12 protein-coding genes and 1 tRNA gene are annotated in these 14,891 nt (G+C 58.7%); 12 read left to right on the forward strand and 1 reads right to left on the reverse strand.

Annotated features, from left to right (window positions below):
- Nucleotides 1-234 precede the first annotated feature (234 nt).
- Nucleotides 235-2,676, forward strand: coding sequence for a tetratricopeptide repeat protein (locus tag PMX21_RS08900; RefSeq protein WP_271759173.1), 2,442 nt, complete (start codon nucleotides 235-237; stop codon nucleotides 2,674-2,676).
- A gap of 91 nt (nucleotides 2,677-2,767) precedes the next feature.
- Nucleotides 2,768-2,858: transfer RNA gene (locus tag PMX21_RS08905), tRNA-Ser, on the forward strand.
- A gap of 132 nt (nucleotides 2,859-2,990) precedes the next feature.
- Here PMX21_RS08905 and PMX21_RS08910 read toward each other — a convergent pair.
- Complete coding sequence (locus PMX21_RS08910; RefSeq protein WP_271759174.1) at nucleotides 2,991-4,331, reverse strand: D-alanyl-D-alanine carboxypeptidase family protein; 1,341 nt, start codon at nucleotides 4,329-4,331, stop codon at nucleotides 2,991-2,993.
- Nucleotides 4,332-4,528: 197 nt separating this feature from the next.
- Between PMX21_RS08910 and PMX21_RS08915 the strand changes: the two genes are divergently transcribed.
- The 10 genes from PMX21_RS08915 to htpG all read left to right on the forward strand — a co-directional run bounded on the left by PMX21_RS08915 (nucleotide 4,529) and on the right by htpG (nucleotide 14,712).
- Nucleotides 4,529-5,224, forward strand: coding sequence for a response regulator transcription factor (locus tag PMX21_RS08915; RefSeq protein ID WP_250786886.1), 696 nt, complete (start codon nucleotides 4,529-4,531; stop codon nucleotides 5,222-5,224).
- A 26-nt stretch (nucleotides 5,225-5,250) separates the two neighbouring features.
- Nucleotides 5,251-6,489, forward strand: a complete 1,239-nt coding sequence (locus PMX21_RS08920) for a sensor histidine kinase (protein ID WP_271759175.1) — start codon at nucleotides 5,251-5,253, stop codon at nucleotides 6,487-6,489.
- 103 nt (nucleotides 6,490-6,592) lie between these two features.
- Nucleotides 6,593-7,468 (forward strand): phosphate ABC transporter ATP-binding protein PstB, encoded by an 876-nt coding sequence (pstB, locus tag PMX21_RS08925; protein WP_271759176.1) that lies wholly within the window; start codon nucleotides 6,593-6,595, stop codon nucleotides 7,466-7,468.
- 64 nt (nucleotides 7,469-7,532) lie between these two features.
- Nucleotides 7,533-8,261 (forward strand): response regulator transcription factor, encoded by a 729-nt coding sequence (locus PMX21_RS08930; RefSeq protein WP_050766101.1) that lies wholly within the window; start codon nucleotides 7,533-7,535, stop codon nucleotides 8,259-8,261.
- A gap of 3 nt (nucleotides 8,262-8,264) precedes the next feature.
- Nucleotides 8,265-9,689 (forward strand): sensor histidine kinase, encoded by a 1,425-nt coding sequence (locus PMX21_RS08935; RefSeq protein ID WP_271759177.1) that lies wholly within the window; start codon nucleotides 8,265-8,267, stop codon nucleotides 9,687-9,689.
- Nucleotides 9,690-9,884: 195 nt separating this feature from the next.
- Nucleotides 9,885-10,541 (forward strand): YveK family protein, encoded by a 657-nt coding sequence (locus tag PMX21_RS08940; RefSeq protein WP_022094058.1) that lies wholly within the window; start codon nucleotides 9,885-9,887, stop codon nucleotides 10,539-10,541.
- 2 nt (nucleotides 10,542-10,543) lie between these two features.
- Complete coding sequence (locus PMX21_RS08945) at nucleotides 10,544-11,281, forward strand: CpsD/CapB family tyrosine-protein kinase (RefSeq protein WP_035136836.1); 738 nt, start codon at nucleotides 10,544-10,546, stop codon at nucleotides 11,279-11,281.
- Nucleotides 11,282-11,298: 17 nt separating this feature from the next.
- The gene (locus PMX21_RS08950; RefSeq protein ID WP_271759178.1) at nucleotides 11,299-11,946 is read left to right on the forward strand and encodes a tyrosine-protein phosphatase; all 648 of its coding nucleotides are present in this window, start codon (nucleotides 11,299-11,301) and stop codon (nucleotides 11,944-11,946) included.
- Nucleotides 11,947-11,985: 39 nt separating this feature from the next.
- Nucleotides 11,986-12,486, forward strand: coding sequence for a GNAT family N-acetyltransferase (locus PMX21_RS08955; protein WP_271759179.1), 501 nt, complete (start codon nucleotides 11,986-11,988; stop codon nucleotides 12,484-12,486).
- A 201-nt stretch (nucleotides 12,487-12,687) separates the two neighbouring features.
- Nucleotides 12,688-14,712, forward strand: coding sequence for a molecular chaperone HtpG (htpG, locus tag PMX21_RS08960; RefSeq protein ID WP_271759180.1), 2,025 nt, complete (start codon nucleotides 12,688-12,690; stop codon nucleotides 14,710-14,712).
- The last annotated feature ends 179 nt before the right edge of the window (nucleotides 14,713-14,891 follow it).

Genomic DNA, 14,891 nt, shown 5'->3' on the forward strand with positions numbered 1-14,891 from the left:
ACCCCGGAGGAGTTCCGGAGACAGTCCCTTGCGGCGTAGTTCTTATTTAAGCCGTCCAAGTTTTGGGGTGCAGTTCACCGGCGACGGGGGCTTTTCTTTTACGTAAACACCGCATGGATTCGAACCTCGGTCAAAGGGGACTATTTCTCATCGACTCGTGTAAGATTTCGAGTATGCGCCTCGGTGAGCCCGTGGCGCGCTCTTTCTTTAGACGGCCGATCAGGGTGATATTTCGTGGCAGAGCGTCCGACATACAAGCTCAGGTTTCTCGATCCCAAAAAGCGCTTTCCGGCCATGCCCGAGCAGCCTGCGGGACGCTCGTATGGCGTGGTTTGGAAGCTCTTTGGCGAGGACCCGCATGAATCATGCTATGTCGTCGAATTCGTCGGCAAAAGCCATGTGTCGCTTTTGGGCTACGTGAGCGTTTCGGGTGAGGTCTATAAGGTGGACCGTCCCGTTAACGAGATGTCGCTGCCCGACGATCCCGACATGCAACTGATTCTCGACGAGTCCGATTCCAACATCGGTGAGATTGCGGTCAGGGGTGCCGATGGGACGATGCGCTCCCGGGCGCGAGTCATCGGCTCTCCCGAAGGAACCATGCGCGAACAATCCGATCGCGAGACGTGGAATTCGACGCGCAGCCTTCGCTACGGCGAGTTCATGGCCTCGATGTTCTTGCGTTACGTGATATTCGCCGATTCTGAAAACTCCATCTCAAGCACGGCAAACGGTGACGGCCTCGACGAGGGCATGAAAAATGCCGTCGACAAGATCAAACTTGTAAAACTCCCCGAGCCGGTTGAGGTACTGCTGGGTTTTGATTCCACGCCGCTGCCCGATGCAATTGAAACGTTGCTCTACCGCATTGACCATACAGATAATCCAAGTGGCATTGAGCGCTATGCCGCCGCTTTGATGGGCGAAGTTAATCTGCCACGCCTGCGCACCATAGCGGCTAAAACCGAAATGAGCCTGGCGCGCATCGATCGCTCGAGGCTCTTCTATCTCAATTTTGACCGTAGCCCGCTGGACCAGGACGAGATCGATACCCTGCTTGCCGTCGAGTGCCGCCTGAACCGCCTATCGGGCATCCTTGAGCGTATTGGAGCAGGGTTGGGCCCCGTTGCCTCGTCGCCAAGCTTTGAGGGCTGCTCGCTCTTCGACCTATGGCATATCAGCAAGACGACAAACGACGTTCCTCGCTTGCTCGAAACGCTGTCGAATGACAACCCGTGGGCCAAGCCGGGGACGGTTGCGTGCCAGCCGGGTGGAGAGTGGGACGTTCGCACCCGCTTTGCACGTATCGTAGAAGCGCTCAACGTGATCACGCGGCTCGATTACACCTATCGAGCGAACGTCGCCGAGGGCATCATGCTGGTGCGATTTGGCCGCACGGTTGTCGATGCTATGCCGCGGCGCGAATACGATGCTCAAGATGACGCCTGGCGCGAGGTAGATGAGCCTAAGCGCGCAGCATGGGCCACCGAGCACGATGCGCGTATTGCGCTTACACTCGCGGCGGCTTGCTTTGCTTCGGGTGCTCGCATCACGCGCTGCTACGTGCAGATTGCGGCTCCCGACGGCGAGCAGGGCGAGCGCGTTGTTAAAACGTACTCCTTTGGCCGTGCGGCTTATCTGGCCGATTGCGTTTCTGTCGCCAAGGATCTTGAGAGCATGGATATGGACGACATGCCCTGCAAGCATTTGCTCGAGGCATATGAGGCAGATGCGCCGGACATGATTGAGCCTGCAGAGGTTCACGCCCGACCACGCGATGACCATCGTCCATTGCCGCCTGCGCTTCGCGATCTGCTGCTCGCTGATACGGCTGACGAGCTTGAGGTCATGGAGGAGGACAACGATCCGTATGTCGCCCGTGTCGTCGAGCTGCGCGAGCAATCCAAAGTTGACCGAGCCGGTGCTTTCGAGGGCTTTTCTCGCCTTGTCGAGGAGCTGGAAGCCAAGTGTACTGTTGCTGAGCTTTTGGCGACGGGCCCAGTGCAGACCCAGTTCTGCGACAACCAGCTGGTGCGCATGGTGCTGCCGGTGATGGAGGAGGACCGTTCCGTGCGTATCCTTCGCGCTCCCGATGCGCTGTATTTTGCCCAGCACGAGATTTGCAGCTTTTACGTCGAACAAGAGGACTTTGAGCGTGCGCTGCCCGAGGTGCGCCGTCTCTACGACTTGGCGCGCTCGTCCATGCAGTCTCACTTTGCCCTGATTAACGTGCTAGCACGCCTGGAGCGTTATGACGAGATTATCGAGGTAGCGCGTCACGGCCTGCGCATTGCCAGCGACCGGCCTTCGATCGGTTACCTGTTCTATCGCCTGGCATTCGCCTACTGGAACTGCGACCAGCTCGAGCTGGCGCTGGCATGTTATCGCCTGGTGCCGCGCGGCGAGGAGTCGGGCGGCAGTGCGCAGGAGGAAATGCAGGGCCTTATGAACGAGATGGGCGTCATCAAACCGCCCACGTTTGAGGAGGCTGTCGAGACCATCCGCAAGGCAGGTCTTGAGCTGCCGCCGGTGCCCGCCGTGACCAATCAACTCGCAGATGCCGCCGTGCAACTCGTCGATAACGGCTTCTTTTTCTTGGCGCGCGGCTGCATCTATCAAATGTGGCGCACCATGGGCAATGATGAGCTCGGCTCCCTCAACCGCTCGCTGGGGTAGGCGAAGCTTGCAAGGAGGAGAGGCTGCTGGGCAATTTGAAAATCCCACTTGCCCATCTTCGACTGTTTGGTTACTATAGAACGGCTGTTACGGAGAGCTGACCGAGAGGCCGAAGGTGCTCGCCTGCTAAGCGAGTATGCCCCAAAAGGGCATCTGGGGTTCGAATCCCCAGCTCTCCGCCAGTATGAATTGAAAGAAGGGTCCCATTTGGGGCCCTTTTTTGTTATCAAGAATGGCGGCTGGGGATTCGAATCCTCAAAAAAGGAGGCGCCCCGTTGGACGCCTCCTTTCAGCGAGTGTATTGTTCTTCGATCTTACACCTCGGGTGCCTTGGCTACGGTCTCGCTCTCTGCCGCAAGTGGGCGGTTGTCGATGCGGCGGCCCAGGCGGTCGAGCTTCACAAGGAGCCACTCAATGGGATTCGGCCCTGCGCCTTCCTCGTCAGCAACCAGGTCCATGACGGCGATCTTGGTGCCGTCCTGCTTGAGCGTAACGCTGCCCACCTTGTCGCCCACATGCACCGTGCCCGAAAGATCGTCGTAGCTAACCTTTTCGGTCACCTCGCCGGCAAGGGAAAACACGGTCGCTTGCGCCGTAGGATCGGCGAGCGTGGCGTCGATCGTCTTATCCGTCCAGTCGGTTTGACTAATGCGCGCCATAAGCGGGTTGCCGTTGGCAGTCTTTTCCTGCGTGTTGGCGATTGCGACCGCCGCCTTGTGACCGTAGTACCAATTGGCAAGGGTTGCGGTATCGGTAAAGCGCTGGTCGGTGGTGGTGGAGTTCAAAACGACGGTGTAGATCTCGTCGCCGTCGCGGTTGTAGGCGCTCGTAAAGCAATAGCCCGCGTCGTCGGTGGTGCCGGTCTTGCCGCCGATGTTGCCATCTTGGCCCAGCAAATAGTTATGCGTGTCCATGGAATGCGAATGGTCGGTGCCGTCGGCGCCCGTGACCGCGATCCAGGAATCCTCGCTCGCTACGACCTCGCGGATCGTGTCGTTTTTCATGGCCTCCTGCATCATCAGCGCTACGTCATGTGCGGTTGAGTGCATATCGCCAGCCCACTCATCAAAGTCCAGACCATGCGGGTTTTCAAAAAGCGTACCGGTACAGCCGAGCTTCTTAGCGCGCTCGTTCATGGCCTTCACAAATGTGGCCTCGGCGTCTTTGGTCTTAGGGTCGATCTTCTTGCCCACATATTCGGCGAGCACGATGGCGGCGTCGTTGCCCGAGGGAATCATCAGGCCGCGCAGTGCCTGCTCCACGGTAAGCTCGTCGCCTTCGAGCAAGCCGGCGGTCGAATTACCCACGGTGGCTGCGGCGTTGCTCACCGTGACTTTCTCGTCCATCTCGCAATTCTCGACGGTTAGGATTGCGGTCATGACCTTGGTGATCGAGGCGATCTTGACCTGCTCATCGGCGCCGCGCCCATAGTAGACGGTGCCGTCTTTGCCCATGACGAGGGCATTGGTCGCATCGATATCGGGCAGGTTTTCGGCCGTGATGCCGCGCGCATCGGCGGTTTTGCCGCAAACATTGTCGGTCGTGAGCACTTGGGCGCCGGCGACGGTGGGCGCGCCAGCGGCAAGGGCGATAGCGCAGACAAAGCCGGCGGCAAGCTGGGCTGAGCGCTTTGCAAAAGAGGTGAGGGACTTCACGGATTTCGCTTTCGACGGGATGGTCTCTTCTGGAACTAGAGTATATCGTTTGCCGGCGTCGGCGATCATCGCGTGCGCGCGTGGCCCACATCCGCACCCGAACGGGCACAAGGGTGCTTAAGGCCGACTTAATCACCCACGCTTGTTGTGTGTGGCGTGCGTCGCCTCAGGCATAATGGAGCGCGAGAGGAGCACGCATGAACGAGCGCATTTTGGTAGTTGATGACGAGAAGGCCATTGCCGACCTAGTTGGCATCTACCTTACAAAAGAAGGCTTTGACGTCCAGATTGCCTATAGCGGGGCTGATGCTGCCAAGGCAATCTTGGAGCAGGAGTTCGATCTGGCGCTGCTGGATGTCATGCTGCCCGATATCGATGGCTTTGAGCTGCTGCGTACGATCCGTTCCAGCCATACCTATCCCGTGATCATGCTGACGGCGCGCGATGCCCAGCAAGACAAGATCGAGGGCCTTTCGCTTGGCGCGGACGATTACGTGGTCAAGCCGTTCCGCCCGCTGGAGCTCATCGCGCGCGTGCACGCTCAGCTTCGCCGCTACACCAGCTACGGTAGCCGTGCACAGGCGGCCGAGTCGCCGACCATTCAGCTCGACGGCTTGGAGATCAACCGCGACGCTCGTTCCGTGACGGTGGACGGTGCACCGGTACGCCTCACACCCACCGAGTATTCAATCTTGCTGTATCTGGTCGAGCATCGCGGCAGTGTGGTGGCCGTGGAGGACCTGTTCCGCGCGGTATGGAACGAGGACTTTATGCCCGGCTCCAACAATACGGTGATGGTGCACATTCGCCACTTGCGCGAAAAGATCGGCGACGACGCACAAAAGCCGCGCTTTATCAAAAACGTCTGGGGCGTCGGCTACATCATCGAATAACGCTTTTCGCTTGTGAGGATCTTGATATGACAAAAGACGATAGGCAAGCGTTCGAGGTGCCCGATCGACTCTTTGAATACGTGAGGTCAGTCGTCGACAACCGCGCACTTGCAACGGTGCTGCTCTTTTTGCTGAGCCTGCTGCTGATTGGCATCGATAACATCGCTGGAATCTTGGCGGTGCTGCTTGTTGGCTTTTTGCTGATCGATCGATTTGAGATCGTGTGCCGCTGCGTGGTGATTGGCGGCGCCGCGTGGGCCATGACGTTGGCGATTGGCGCCATGGCGCTCGGCGGCATCGAAGGGCCGGTGCTGTTCGATGCCGGCTTTGTATTCAACATGCTTGGCTTTGTGCTGGCGCTTGCCGCGTGCGTGCTGTTCTTGTGCGGCCGCGCCCTGTACTACCAGGGCTACGAGCAGGGCGAGCAGCATGCCGATTGTGTGCTGGCTGCTCGTATTCAAGATCGCCTGATCGATCACCCCGACACCTGGGACAACATCGACGGCGACTTCTTGGAGGTCGAGGGCGCCCTTAACCGCGTGCGTGACCGTGAGCGCAAGGTGCAACAGGCCTTGCGTGACGAATCTCATCGCAAGGACGATCTGGTCACGTACTTGGCACATGACCTACGCACCCCGCTTGCCAGTGTGGTGGGCTATCTTTCGCTGCTGCAAGAGGCTCCCGAGCTGCCGGTTGAGCAACGTGCGCACTTTACGGGCGTGGCGCTCGACAAGGCGCACCGGCTCGATACGCTCATCGAAGAGTTCTTCGATATCACGCGCTTTGACTTCCACGATATCGTGCTCACGCGCGGCTATGTTGATCTGGGGTTGCTGCTGGCTCAGGTGACTGACGAGTTCTATCCCATCCTCAACGAGCAGCATAAGGAAGTCCAAGTTGATATTCGCGAGGACCTGACGGTGCTCGTGGATGGCGACAAGATGGCCTGCGTGTTTAACAACATCATGAAAAACGCCGTCGCCTATAGCTATGAGGGCTCGACTATCACGATTGAGGCCGGGCGCCAAGACGATGGCGGCGTGCGCGTGCGCTTTATCAATCAGGGCGATCCCATCCCTGAGGCAAAGCTCAAGGTGATCTTTGAGAAGTTCTATCGCCTGGATGCGGCGCGTGCGACCAATCGCGGCGGCGCTGGACTGGGGCTTGCCATCGCCAAGGAGATCGTATGCGCGCACGGCGGTACCGTTGCATGTGAATCGACGCCCGAACACACGATATTCACCATCGAGCTGCCCGCCGCATAGCCAGTGTGCCCTTACAAACACTTGACAATGCGCTCACGTGCATATGAGCCGCGATTCCTACTATCGATACTGCTGAATTGATATCGATGTGGAGGTATGCGGTATGACGGCTGCTGCGGCTGTGGAGCCCACGGAGCTTGAAGAACTCATGAAAGCGCAGGCCGAGGCCGCGCACGAGCGCGAGGTTGGGGATGCGACTCGCCCCACGGCAGAGGATCTTGCCGCCTCGCCGACGCGAATCGATGTTGAGGGCCTCGACCTGTTCTATGGCGACCACCATGCGCTCAAGGACGTGAATATCAAGATCCGCGACAAGCAGATTACCTCGTTCATCGGGCCTTCGGGCTGCGGAAAGTCCACGTTGCTGCGCTGCTTTAACCGCATGAACGACGGCATCAAGGACTGCCGAATCGAGGGCAAGATTGCGCTCGATGGTCAAGATATCCTGGGCGACTACGACATCTGCCGCCTTCGCCAGCGCGTGGGCATGGTGTTCCAGCGCCCCAACCCGTTTCCCATGAGCATCTACGACAACGTCGCCTATGGGCCGCGCGGTATGGGTGTGCGCGATCGCGTCGTGCTCGCCGAGCTGGTCGAAGACTCCCTGCGACGCGCCGCCCTGTGGGACGAGGCCAAGGACAAGCTCAAAGAGTCGGGTCTGGGTCTTTCGGGCGGCCAGCAGCAGCGTCTGTGCATCGCCCGCGCACTTGCCGTGCAGCCCGACATTCTGCTGATGGACGAGCCGACCTCGGCACTCGACCCTGTGTCGACGCTGGTGGTGGAGCAGCTGGCCTGCGAGCTCAAAGAGACCTGCACGCTCGTGGTCGTTACGCACAATATGCAGCAGGCGGCGCGTATCTCCGATTCGGTCGCATTCTTTTTGCTGGGTGAGCTGGTGGAGCACGCGCCCACCGCGCAACTCTTCAAGAATCCGACCGATCCGCGCACGGCGGATTATTTGACGGGGCGTTTTGGCTGATACCATCTAGTAAAGGTACCTTTAGGGTTAAGATGCGGTCATGCCGGCCGCAAAGGGGTTCAACATGATCTATTACGTCGAGGACGATGACAACATCAGGGATTTGACGGTCTATGCGCTGCGCAAGCAGGGGATTGAGGCCGAAGGCTTTTCGTGCGACGGTGAGTTTAAGGCTGCCGTGGCGCGACGGGTACCCGATGCCGTCCTGCTCGACATCATGCTGCCCGATACCGATGGCTTGGCGATTATGCGTCGACTGCGTGCCGATCGCCTGACGGCGACGGTGCCCATCATGATGCTTACCGCCAAGGATACCGAGCTCGACAAGGTGATGGCGCTCGATGGCGGTGCCGACGATTACCTGACTAAGCCGTTTTCGCTCATGGAGCTCGCCAGCCGCTGCCGCGCACTGCTGCGTCGCGGCGGCATGGTCAAACAGGCAAGCGATGTGCTCAGCGTGGGCGACATTGTGCTCTCGCCCAGCCATCGTGAGGTGACTGTTGCCGGCGAGTCGCTTAAGCTCACCCTGCGCGAGTTCGACCTGCTCGAGTACCTCATGCGCAAGCCCGGCGTGGTCTTTACCCGCGAGTCGTTGCTGCAGAGCGTGTGGGGCTGGGACTTCGACGGCGGTTCGCGCACCGTTGACGTGCACGTGCAGACGCTTCGCCAAAAACTGGGCGAGCATGCCAGCGCCATCGAGACCGTGCGCGGCGTGGGCTACCGCTTGGCCGAGCCTTCTGCCGGTGATGGTGCCGAAGGTGACGACACCGCGGCCACCGCATCGGAGGAGTAACCCGTGGTCTTCGCCCCCCAGGGAAAACATACGCTGTCGCACCGCGTTTTTGTGACGATCTTTGTCTGCGCCATGGCGGTTATCGTGGCGTTTACGGTGCTGGGTGCGTTCTTTGTGCAAAACACCTTGGCGGATGCCACGAGTGCCAACCTGGCGCAAGAAACCGAGCTCATTGCTGCCGCCCTCGACGAGCAGCAGGAGCCCATCCCGTTCTTGCGTAGCCTCGATCGAGAGGACTTGCGCATCACGCTGATTAACAAGGATGGATCGGTTGCCTACGACAACGAGGCGTCGCCTTCCACACTGCCCAACCATGGCGATCGCCCCGAGGTCATCGAGGCCTTTGAGAGTGGTTCGGGTTCCGCGGAGCGCGCAAGCTCTACGCTCGACGAGATTATGCTGTATCGCGCCGTCGCCCTTGATAACGGCCAGGTTGTCCGCTTGGCGCAGGCCCAGCCTGGCGTTGCGGCGATTTTGCTGTCGATGGTGGCGCCGATGCTGCTTATCGCAGCAGCGGGTGCGGTACTCTCGTTTTTTATGGCGCGCCGCGAGTCCCGTGCCATCATCGCGCCTTTGCAAGAGGTGGATTTGGACCACCCACGCCGTAGCTATGAGCACGCCTATGCCGAGATGGTCCCCATGCTTGAGCGTATTGAGTCGCAGCGCCAGGAGCTCAAGCGCCAAATGGCGGTGCTGGCGGACAACGACCGTATGCGCCGCGAGTTCACGGCGAATATCACCCATGAGCTCAAGACGCCGCTTACGGCGATTTCGGGCTATGCCGAGCTCATCGCAAACGGCATGGTCGAGGGCGAGGGCGACCTGCGCAACTTTGGCGGTCGCATCTATCGTGAGGCGGGCCGCTTGGCAGCGCTTGTCAACGATATCCTTACGCTGTCTAACTTGGACGAGGCCGAGCGTGCAACTGAGGGCGAGGCGGTGCCCATTGGCTCCACGGAGCCTATTGAGCTCTCGCGTGCCATCTACGCGGTTGAGCAGCGTCTTGAACAGGTCGCCCGTCAGGCGAATGTGACGATAAGTCATGAGACCAAGCCTGTGGTCATCGAGGGCGTGTCGCGCTTGATTGACGAGCTCATCTATAATCTGGCAAGCAACGCCATCCGCTACAATCGACCCGGCGGTACGGTTACGCTGCAGTGCGGCACCAACGACGTAGGCCATCCGTTCCTTGCGGTCGCCGACACGGGAATCGGTATCGCGCCTGAAGAACAGGGCAAGGTATTTGAGCGGTTCTATCGCGTGGACAAGAGTAGGTCCAAGGCGCGCGGCGGAACCGGTCTGGGGCTTGCAATTGTCAAGCATGCGGCCCTGTATCATCACGCCACGCTCGATTTGTCGAGCGAGTTGGGCGTGGGAACCACCATTACGGTGACGTTTCCCATACGGCAGGACGAGCCATTCGCATAGCGATACAACATAGATATTGATGCAGACGCCGCATTTGACTTTCGGGTGCGGCGTTGTTGTGCAATTTTACGATTGCTTCCGACATTTTTACAGGAGAGCCTGTTTCTTATGTATAGAGTTTGGTCTCGGTAAAAAGATGCGATAACATACGGACAGTTTTGTCAATCCGAACTGGGGAAATGAAAGACAAGCTGCATGACCCTTCTCGAACTGTTCCAGCTGCTGAAGAAGCACCTTCAGCTGGTCATCACCCTTCCGGTGGTCTGCGCGATCGCCATGGGCATCGTGTCCTTCGTTGCGATGGACAACACCTATACCGCGACGACGAGCATGTACATTCTCGCCAAGACCGACGATAGCGGTCAGATGAGCTACAACGATCTCTCGGCGAGTCAGATGCTTTCCAACGATATCGCCACGCTGCTGGATAGCGATAGCGTTAAGAGCGGCGCAGCCAATGAACTGGGCCTCACCGATCTGGATGACTACAAGGTGTCTGTTTCCTCCGAGACCACCACGCGTGTCATTACGCTTTCGGTTACCGGCACCGATGCCAAGGAGACGGCTAAGGTCGCAAAGGCCATGGCCAGCTCGGTGAGTACGGTCGCTCAGAACGTCGGCGCTGCCCAGAGCATCAACGTTATCGACGAGGCTAAGACCCCCGAAGCCCCCAGCGGTCCCAAGCGTATGCTGTACGTTGCTGTCGCGTTCCTCGCGGGCATCTTTATCGCAGTTGCCTATGTCGTTTTGGCAGACATGCTCAACACCCGCATCCGCGGTGCCGAAGAGGCAGAAGAGCTCCTGGGCATTCCCGTTGTTGGCCGAATTCCGGCTATGAAAGGTGGTAAATAGGCATGGCTAAGGCAAAGAACACCGATAAGCTCGTTGTACAGAATGCCGCCAAGACCCTTCTGGCCAACATCCGCTTTGCGAGCGTGGACGACCCCATTCGCACCATCACCGTTACGTCCTCGATTCCCAACGAGGGCAAGTCTACGGTTTCCATCAACCTTGCCCAGGCTATCGCCACCAGCGGCAAGAGCGTCCTGCTGGTCGAGGCTGATATGCGTCGCAGGTCCCTTGCCGATATGCTCGGCGTCCGCTCCCGCGGCGGACTCTATGCAGTCCTTTCCGAGCAGGTTTCTATTGACCAGGCGATTGTCGAGACGGGTCAGAAGAACTTCTACTTCCTCGATGCCGAGCCGCATATTCCCAATCCTGCCGACATCATCGTCTCTCACCGCTTTGCCAAGCTGGTAAAGGCACTGTCCGCCAAGTTCCAGTACGTTATCTTTGATGCTCCCCCGGTCGGCACCTTCATCGATGCTGCCGAGATCGCAAGTCTGACCGACGGTGCGCTTTTTGTCGTGCGTGAGGATTTCACCAAGCGCGAGGAGGCGCTCAACGCCATCGGTCAGCTTAAGAAGTCCGAGAAGGTCAAGCTCATCGGTACCGTTATGAACTACTGCGAGACCGAGACCAGCGAGTACTACTACTCCTACTACACCAAGGACGGTAAGAAGGTGAAGAAGGGCTCCGACGATCAGGGGACTTCCAAAAAGGGCATCTTCACCAACCGAGCAAACGTTTAGTTGATTAAGGCTGACCTATGCGTGACATTCATTGCCATATCTTGCCGGGTGTAGACGACGGCGCCGCCGATCTCGATGAGAGCTTGGCGATGCTCGAGGCTGCCAAGCGGGCCGGTGTAACCAGAATCGTTTGCACTCCTCACTGCCGTGATCCCTATTTTGATTACGACAAGATGTGGGATGCCTTTGAGCTGCTGCGTGATAACGCTGACGGTTTTCCGCTCCAGATGGGCTTCGAGGTCAACCATCGAAAGCTCGTTGAGCTTGGTATCGATGCCGCGGAGCACTTGCATTTCGATGGGACCAACGAGTTTCTGCTCGAACTTTCGACGCATGCCGATGCGTATGCGTTTAGAGAGTACGAGAACACGATCTACGACTTGCAGTGTCGCGGTTACCAGGTGATTATTGCCCATCCCGAGCGCTATCGTGCGATTCAAAAGGATGTGAGCGTGGCTGAACGTCTGGTCGACCTGGGTTGCAAGCTGCAGGCTTCGGCGGACTTTATCGCAGGTGGACGATTCGGTCACGAAAAGAAGCCGGCGCAGCGCCTGTTTAAGCAAGGCCTGTACAGCTATATCGCGAGCGATGCCCACAACGTGGGCCACTACGATTGCCTAGCAAAAGCACGCGCGAAGTTTAGCGTGGGAGCTCATTTCCGCTAAAATTTTTCCCCAACGTTCGCATCGAATGAAGGGGCTGCTATGGATATCCAACTTAAGACGGGTTGCTTTGATGACGCGGCGCTGGTGCGCCGCGCCGTCTTTATGGACGAGCAAGGCTACGAGAGCGAATTCGACGCTATCGATGAGGCGCAGACTTGCATCCATGTGACGCTGTACGTGGACGGCGAGCTCACCGGCTGCTCGCGCGTGTTTCCCGAGGAACTGGAGCGCGCGGCAGATGCAGAGGCTCCGGTTTCGCCGGCGTGCGATATGGACGAAGGCATCGCAGCGGGGGAGACCTATATTATGGGTCGCGTCGCCGTGCTGTCCGCCATGCGCCGTCGCGGTCTGGCAAGCAAGATTGTCGAAGCCAGCGAAGCTGCTGCGCGCGATGCCGGCGCCAAGCTCATAAAGTTGCATGCACAGGAGTACGTGCTGCCGCTCTACACCAAGGCGGGCTACACGCAGATCGCGCCGGTGGACTACGAAGACGAAGGTCAGCCCCACGCCTGGATGGCCAAGCGCATGGGCGACAGATAGGGACGTTCCTTTTCTGCCGGCAGTCGGGGACACTCCTTGGCAATCGGCGCATGGGGCATTGCAACATACAGTTTTTCGATTCCGTATGTATATATGCGCGCTAATAGGTTATAAAATCTAAGTCTGAACATAGCAGGTCTGCGATGCGGCTCGGGCAACCGGGCCGTTTTTGCGGGCAGGGGTAGCGCGAAAGGACTGCACATGCGTCAATTTAAGACCGAGAGCAAAAAACTGCTCGACCTCATGATCAACTCCATCTACACCAATAAGGAAATCTTCCTGCGCGAGCTTATCTCCAACGCGAGCGATGCCGTCGACAAGCTCAACTTTAAGAGCCTTCAGGATCCGAGTGTCAAACTCGACCAGGGCGACCTGGCCATCCGTGTCTCCTTTGATAAGGACGCCCGTACCATCACTATTTCGGATAACGGTATCGGCATGACCGCCGAGGAGCTCGAGCGCAACCTGGGCACCATCGCCCATTCCGGCTCCGAGGAGTTTAAGACCGAGAACGCCGAGCAGCAGGGCTCCGATGTCGACATCATCGGTCAGTTTGGCGTGGGTTTCTACTCCGCCTTTATGGTTGCCAGCCACGTGAGGGTCGTCAGCCGCGCTTATGGCGAGGATACCGCCCACGTTTGGGAGTCCGACGGTCTTGAGGGCTACACCATCGAGGATGGCGAGCGTGCCGAGCACGGTACCGATGTCATCCTGACGCTGCGCGAGAACGAGAAGCTCGATGCCGACGGCGAGGCCGAGACCTACGATCGCTTCCTGACCGAGTGGGGTCTCAAGAGCCTGATTCAGCAGTACAGCAACTATGTGCGCTACCCGATTCAGATGATGGTGTCCAAGAGCCGCCAGAAACCCAAGCCCGAGGACGCCGGCGACGATTACAAGCCCGAGTACGAGGACTACCAGGAGCTCGAGACCGTCAATTCCATGACACCGATCTGGAAGAAGCGCAGCTCCGATGTCGAGCAGAAGGACTACGACGAGTTCTACAAGTCCACGTTCCACGACTTTGACGATCCTGCGCGCACCATCAGCTTCCATGCCGAGGGCACGCTCGAGTACGATGCCCTGCTGTTTGTGCCGGGCCGCGCGCCGTTCGATCTGTACAGCAAGGATTACGAGAAGGGTCTGGCACTCTACAGCTCCAACGTCCTGATCATGGAGAAGTGCGACGACCTGCTGCCCGACTACTACAACTTTGTCCGCGGCGTCGTGGATTCCGCCGATGTGTCGCTCAACATCTCGCGTGAGACGCTGCAGCAGAACCGTCAGCTCAAGGCCATCGCCAAGCGTGTGGAAAAGAAGATCACCGCCGACCTTGAGGATATGCGTGACAACGACCGCGAGGCCTACGAGAAGTTCTTTGAGAACTTTGGCCGCGGTCTTAAGTACGGCATCTACTCGAGCTATGGCATGAAGGCCGATGAGCTCGCCGATCTGTTGCTGTTCTGGTCTGCCAAGGAACAGAAGATGATTACCCTGGCCGAGTATGCCAAGGGCATGCCCGAGGATCAGAAGGCCATCTACTACGCCGCCGGCGACTCGCGTGAGCGCTTGGCCAAGATGCCCGTGGTAAAGGGCGTGCTCGACCGCGGCTATGACGTGCTGCTGCTGACGCAGGACGTGGATGAGTTCACCTTCCAGGCTATGCGTGAGTACGTTGCCGCCGATATGCCCAAGATCTACGAGGACGATGCCGCCCGCGAGGCTGCCGAAAAGGCCGTGGCCGATGGTGCCGAGCCCGAGGTCGAGGATCGTCATCTAGAGCTCAAGAACGTTGCGACCGGTGATCTTGACCTGGCGACCGAGGACGAGAAAAAGGAGGCCGAGGACGCCACCAAGGAGAACGAGGACCTCTTTAACGCCATGAAGGAGGCACTCGGCGACAAGGTCGAGAAGGTTGCTGTCTCTGCGCGCCTGACCGATGCTCCCGCGTGCATCACCACCGAGGGCCCGCTTTCGCTCGAGATGGAGAAGGTGCTCCAGAAGGGTCCCGAGGGCGCGCCCGACGGTATGCCCAAGAGCCAGCGCGTGCTCGAGCTCAACGCCAAGCACCCGGTCTTTTCCAAGCTCGTCGCCGCTCAGAAGGCGGGCGACGCCGACAAGATCAAGCAGTACTCCGGTTTGCTCTATGACCAGGCCCTGCTGGTCGAGGGCATTCTGCCCGAGGACCCCGTTGCCTTCGCAGCAGCTGTTTGCAACTTGATGTAGTTAGGTATTTACGCGGTTTTACCAAACCGCGTAACGGCTCGACGCTGCCCTCAGTTCCGCCGTTCTAACGAACGGCGGACCAGTCGACGCTGCGCGGGCGCCAGAGCGACAACTTGTCATTCAAAGAGGACGGCATGACCAGAAGGTCTATGCCGTCCTCTTTTCATGCCAATTTGTTC

The sequence above is a fragment of the Collinsella aerofaciens genome (assembly GCF_028209885.1).
GTDB classification, from domain to species: domain Bacteria; phylum Actinomycetota; class Coriobacteriia; order Coriobacteriales; family Coriobacteriaceae; genus Collinsella; species Collinsella aerofaciens_BA.

What these genes read in the sequence shown, in the direction of transcription:
- PMX21_RS08955 (WP_271759179.1), top strand. Translation starts at nt 11,986, where the DNA reads ATGGATATCCAACTTAAGACGGGTTGCTTTGATGACGCGGCGCTGGTG.
- pstB (WP_271759176.1), top strand. Translation starts at nt 6,593, where the DNA reads ATGACGGCTGCTGCGGCTGTGGAGCCCACGGAGCTTGAAGAACTCATG.
- PMX21_RS08930 (WP_050766101.1), top strand. Translation starts at nt 7,533, where the DNA reads ATGATCTATTACGTCGAGGACGATGACAACATCAGGGATTTGACGGTC.
- PMX21_RS08945 (WP_035136836.1), top strand. Translation starts at nt 10,544, where the DNA reads ATGGCTAAGGCAAAGAACACCGATAAGCTCGTTGTACAGAATGCCGCC.
- PMX21_RS08950 (WP_271759178.1), top strand. Translation starts at nt 11,299, where the DNA reads ATGCGTGACATTCATTGCCATATCTTGCCGGGTGTAGACGACGGCGCC.
- PMX21_RS08940 (WP_022094058.1), top strand. Translation starts at nt 9,885, where the DNA reads ATGACCCTTCTCGAACTGTTCCAGCTGCTGAAGAAGCACCTTCAGCTG.
- PMX21_RS08920 (WP_271759175.1), top strand. Translation starts at nt 5,251, where the DNA reads ATGACAAAAGACGATAGGCAAGCGTTCGAGGTGCCCGATCGACTCTTT.
- htpG (WP_271759180.1), top strand. Translation starts at nt 12,688, where the DNA reads ATGCGTCAATTTAAGACCGAGAGCAAAAAACTGCTCGACCTCATGATC.
- PMX21_RS08915 (WP_250786886.1), top strand. Translation starts at nt 4,529, where the DNA reads ATGAACGAGCGCATTTTGGTAGTTGATGACGAGAAGGCCATTGCCGAC.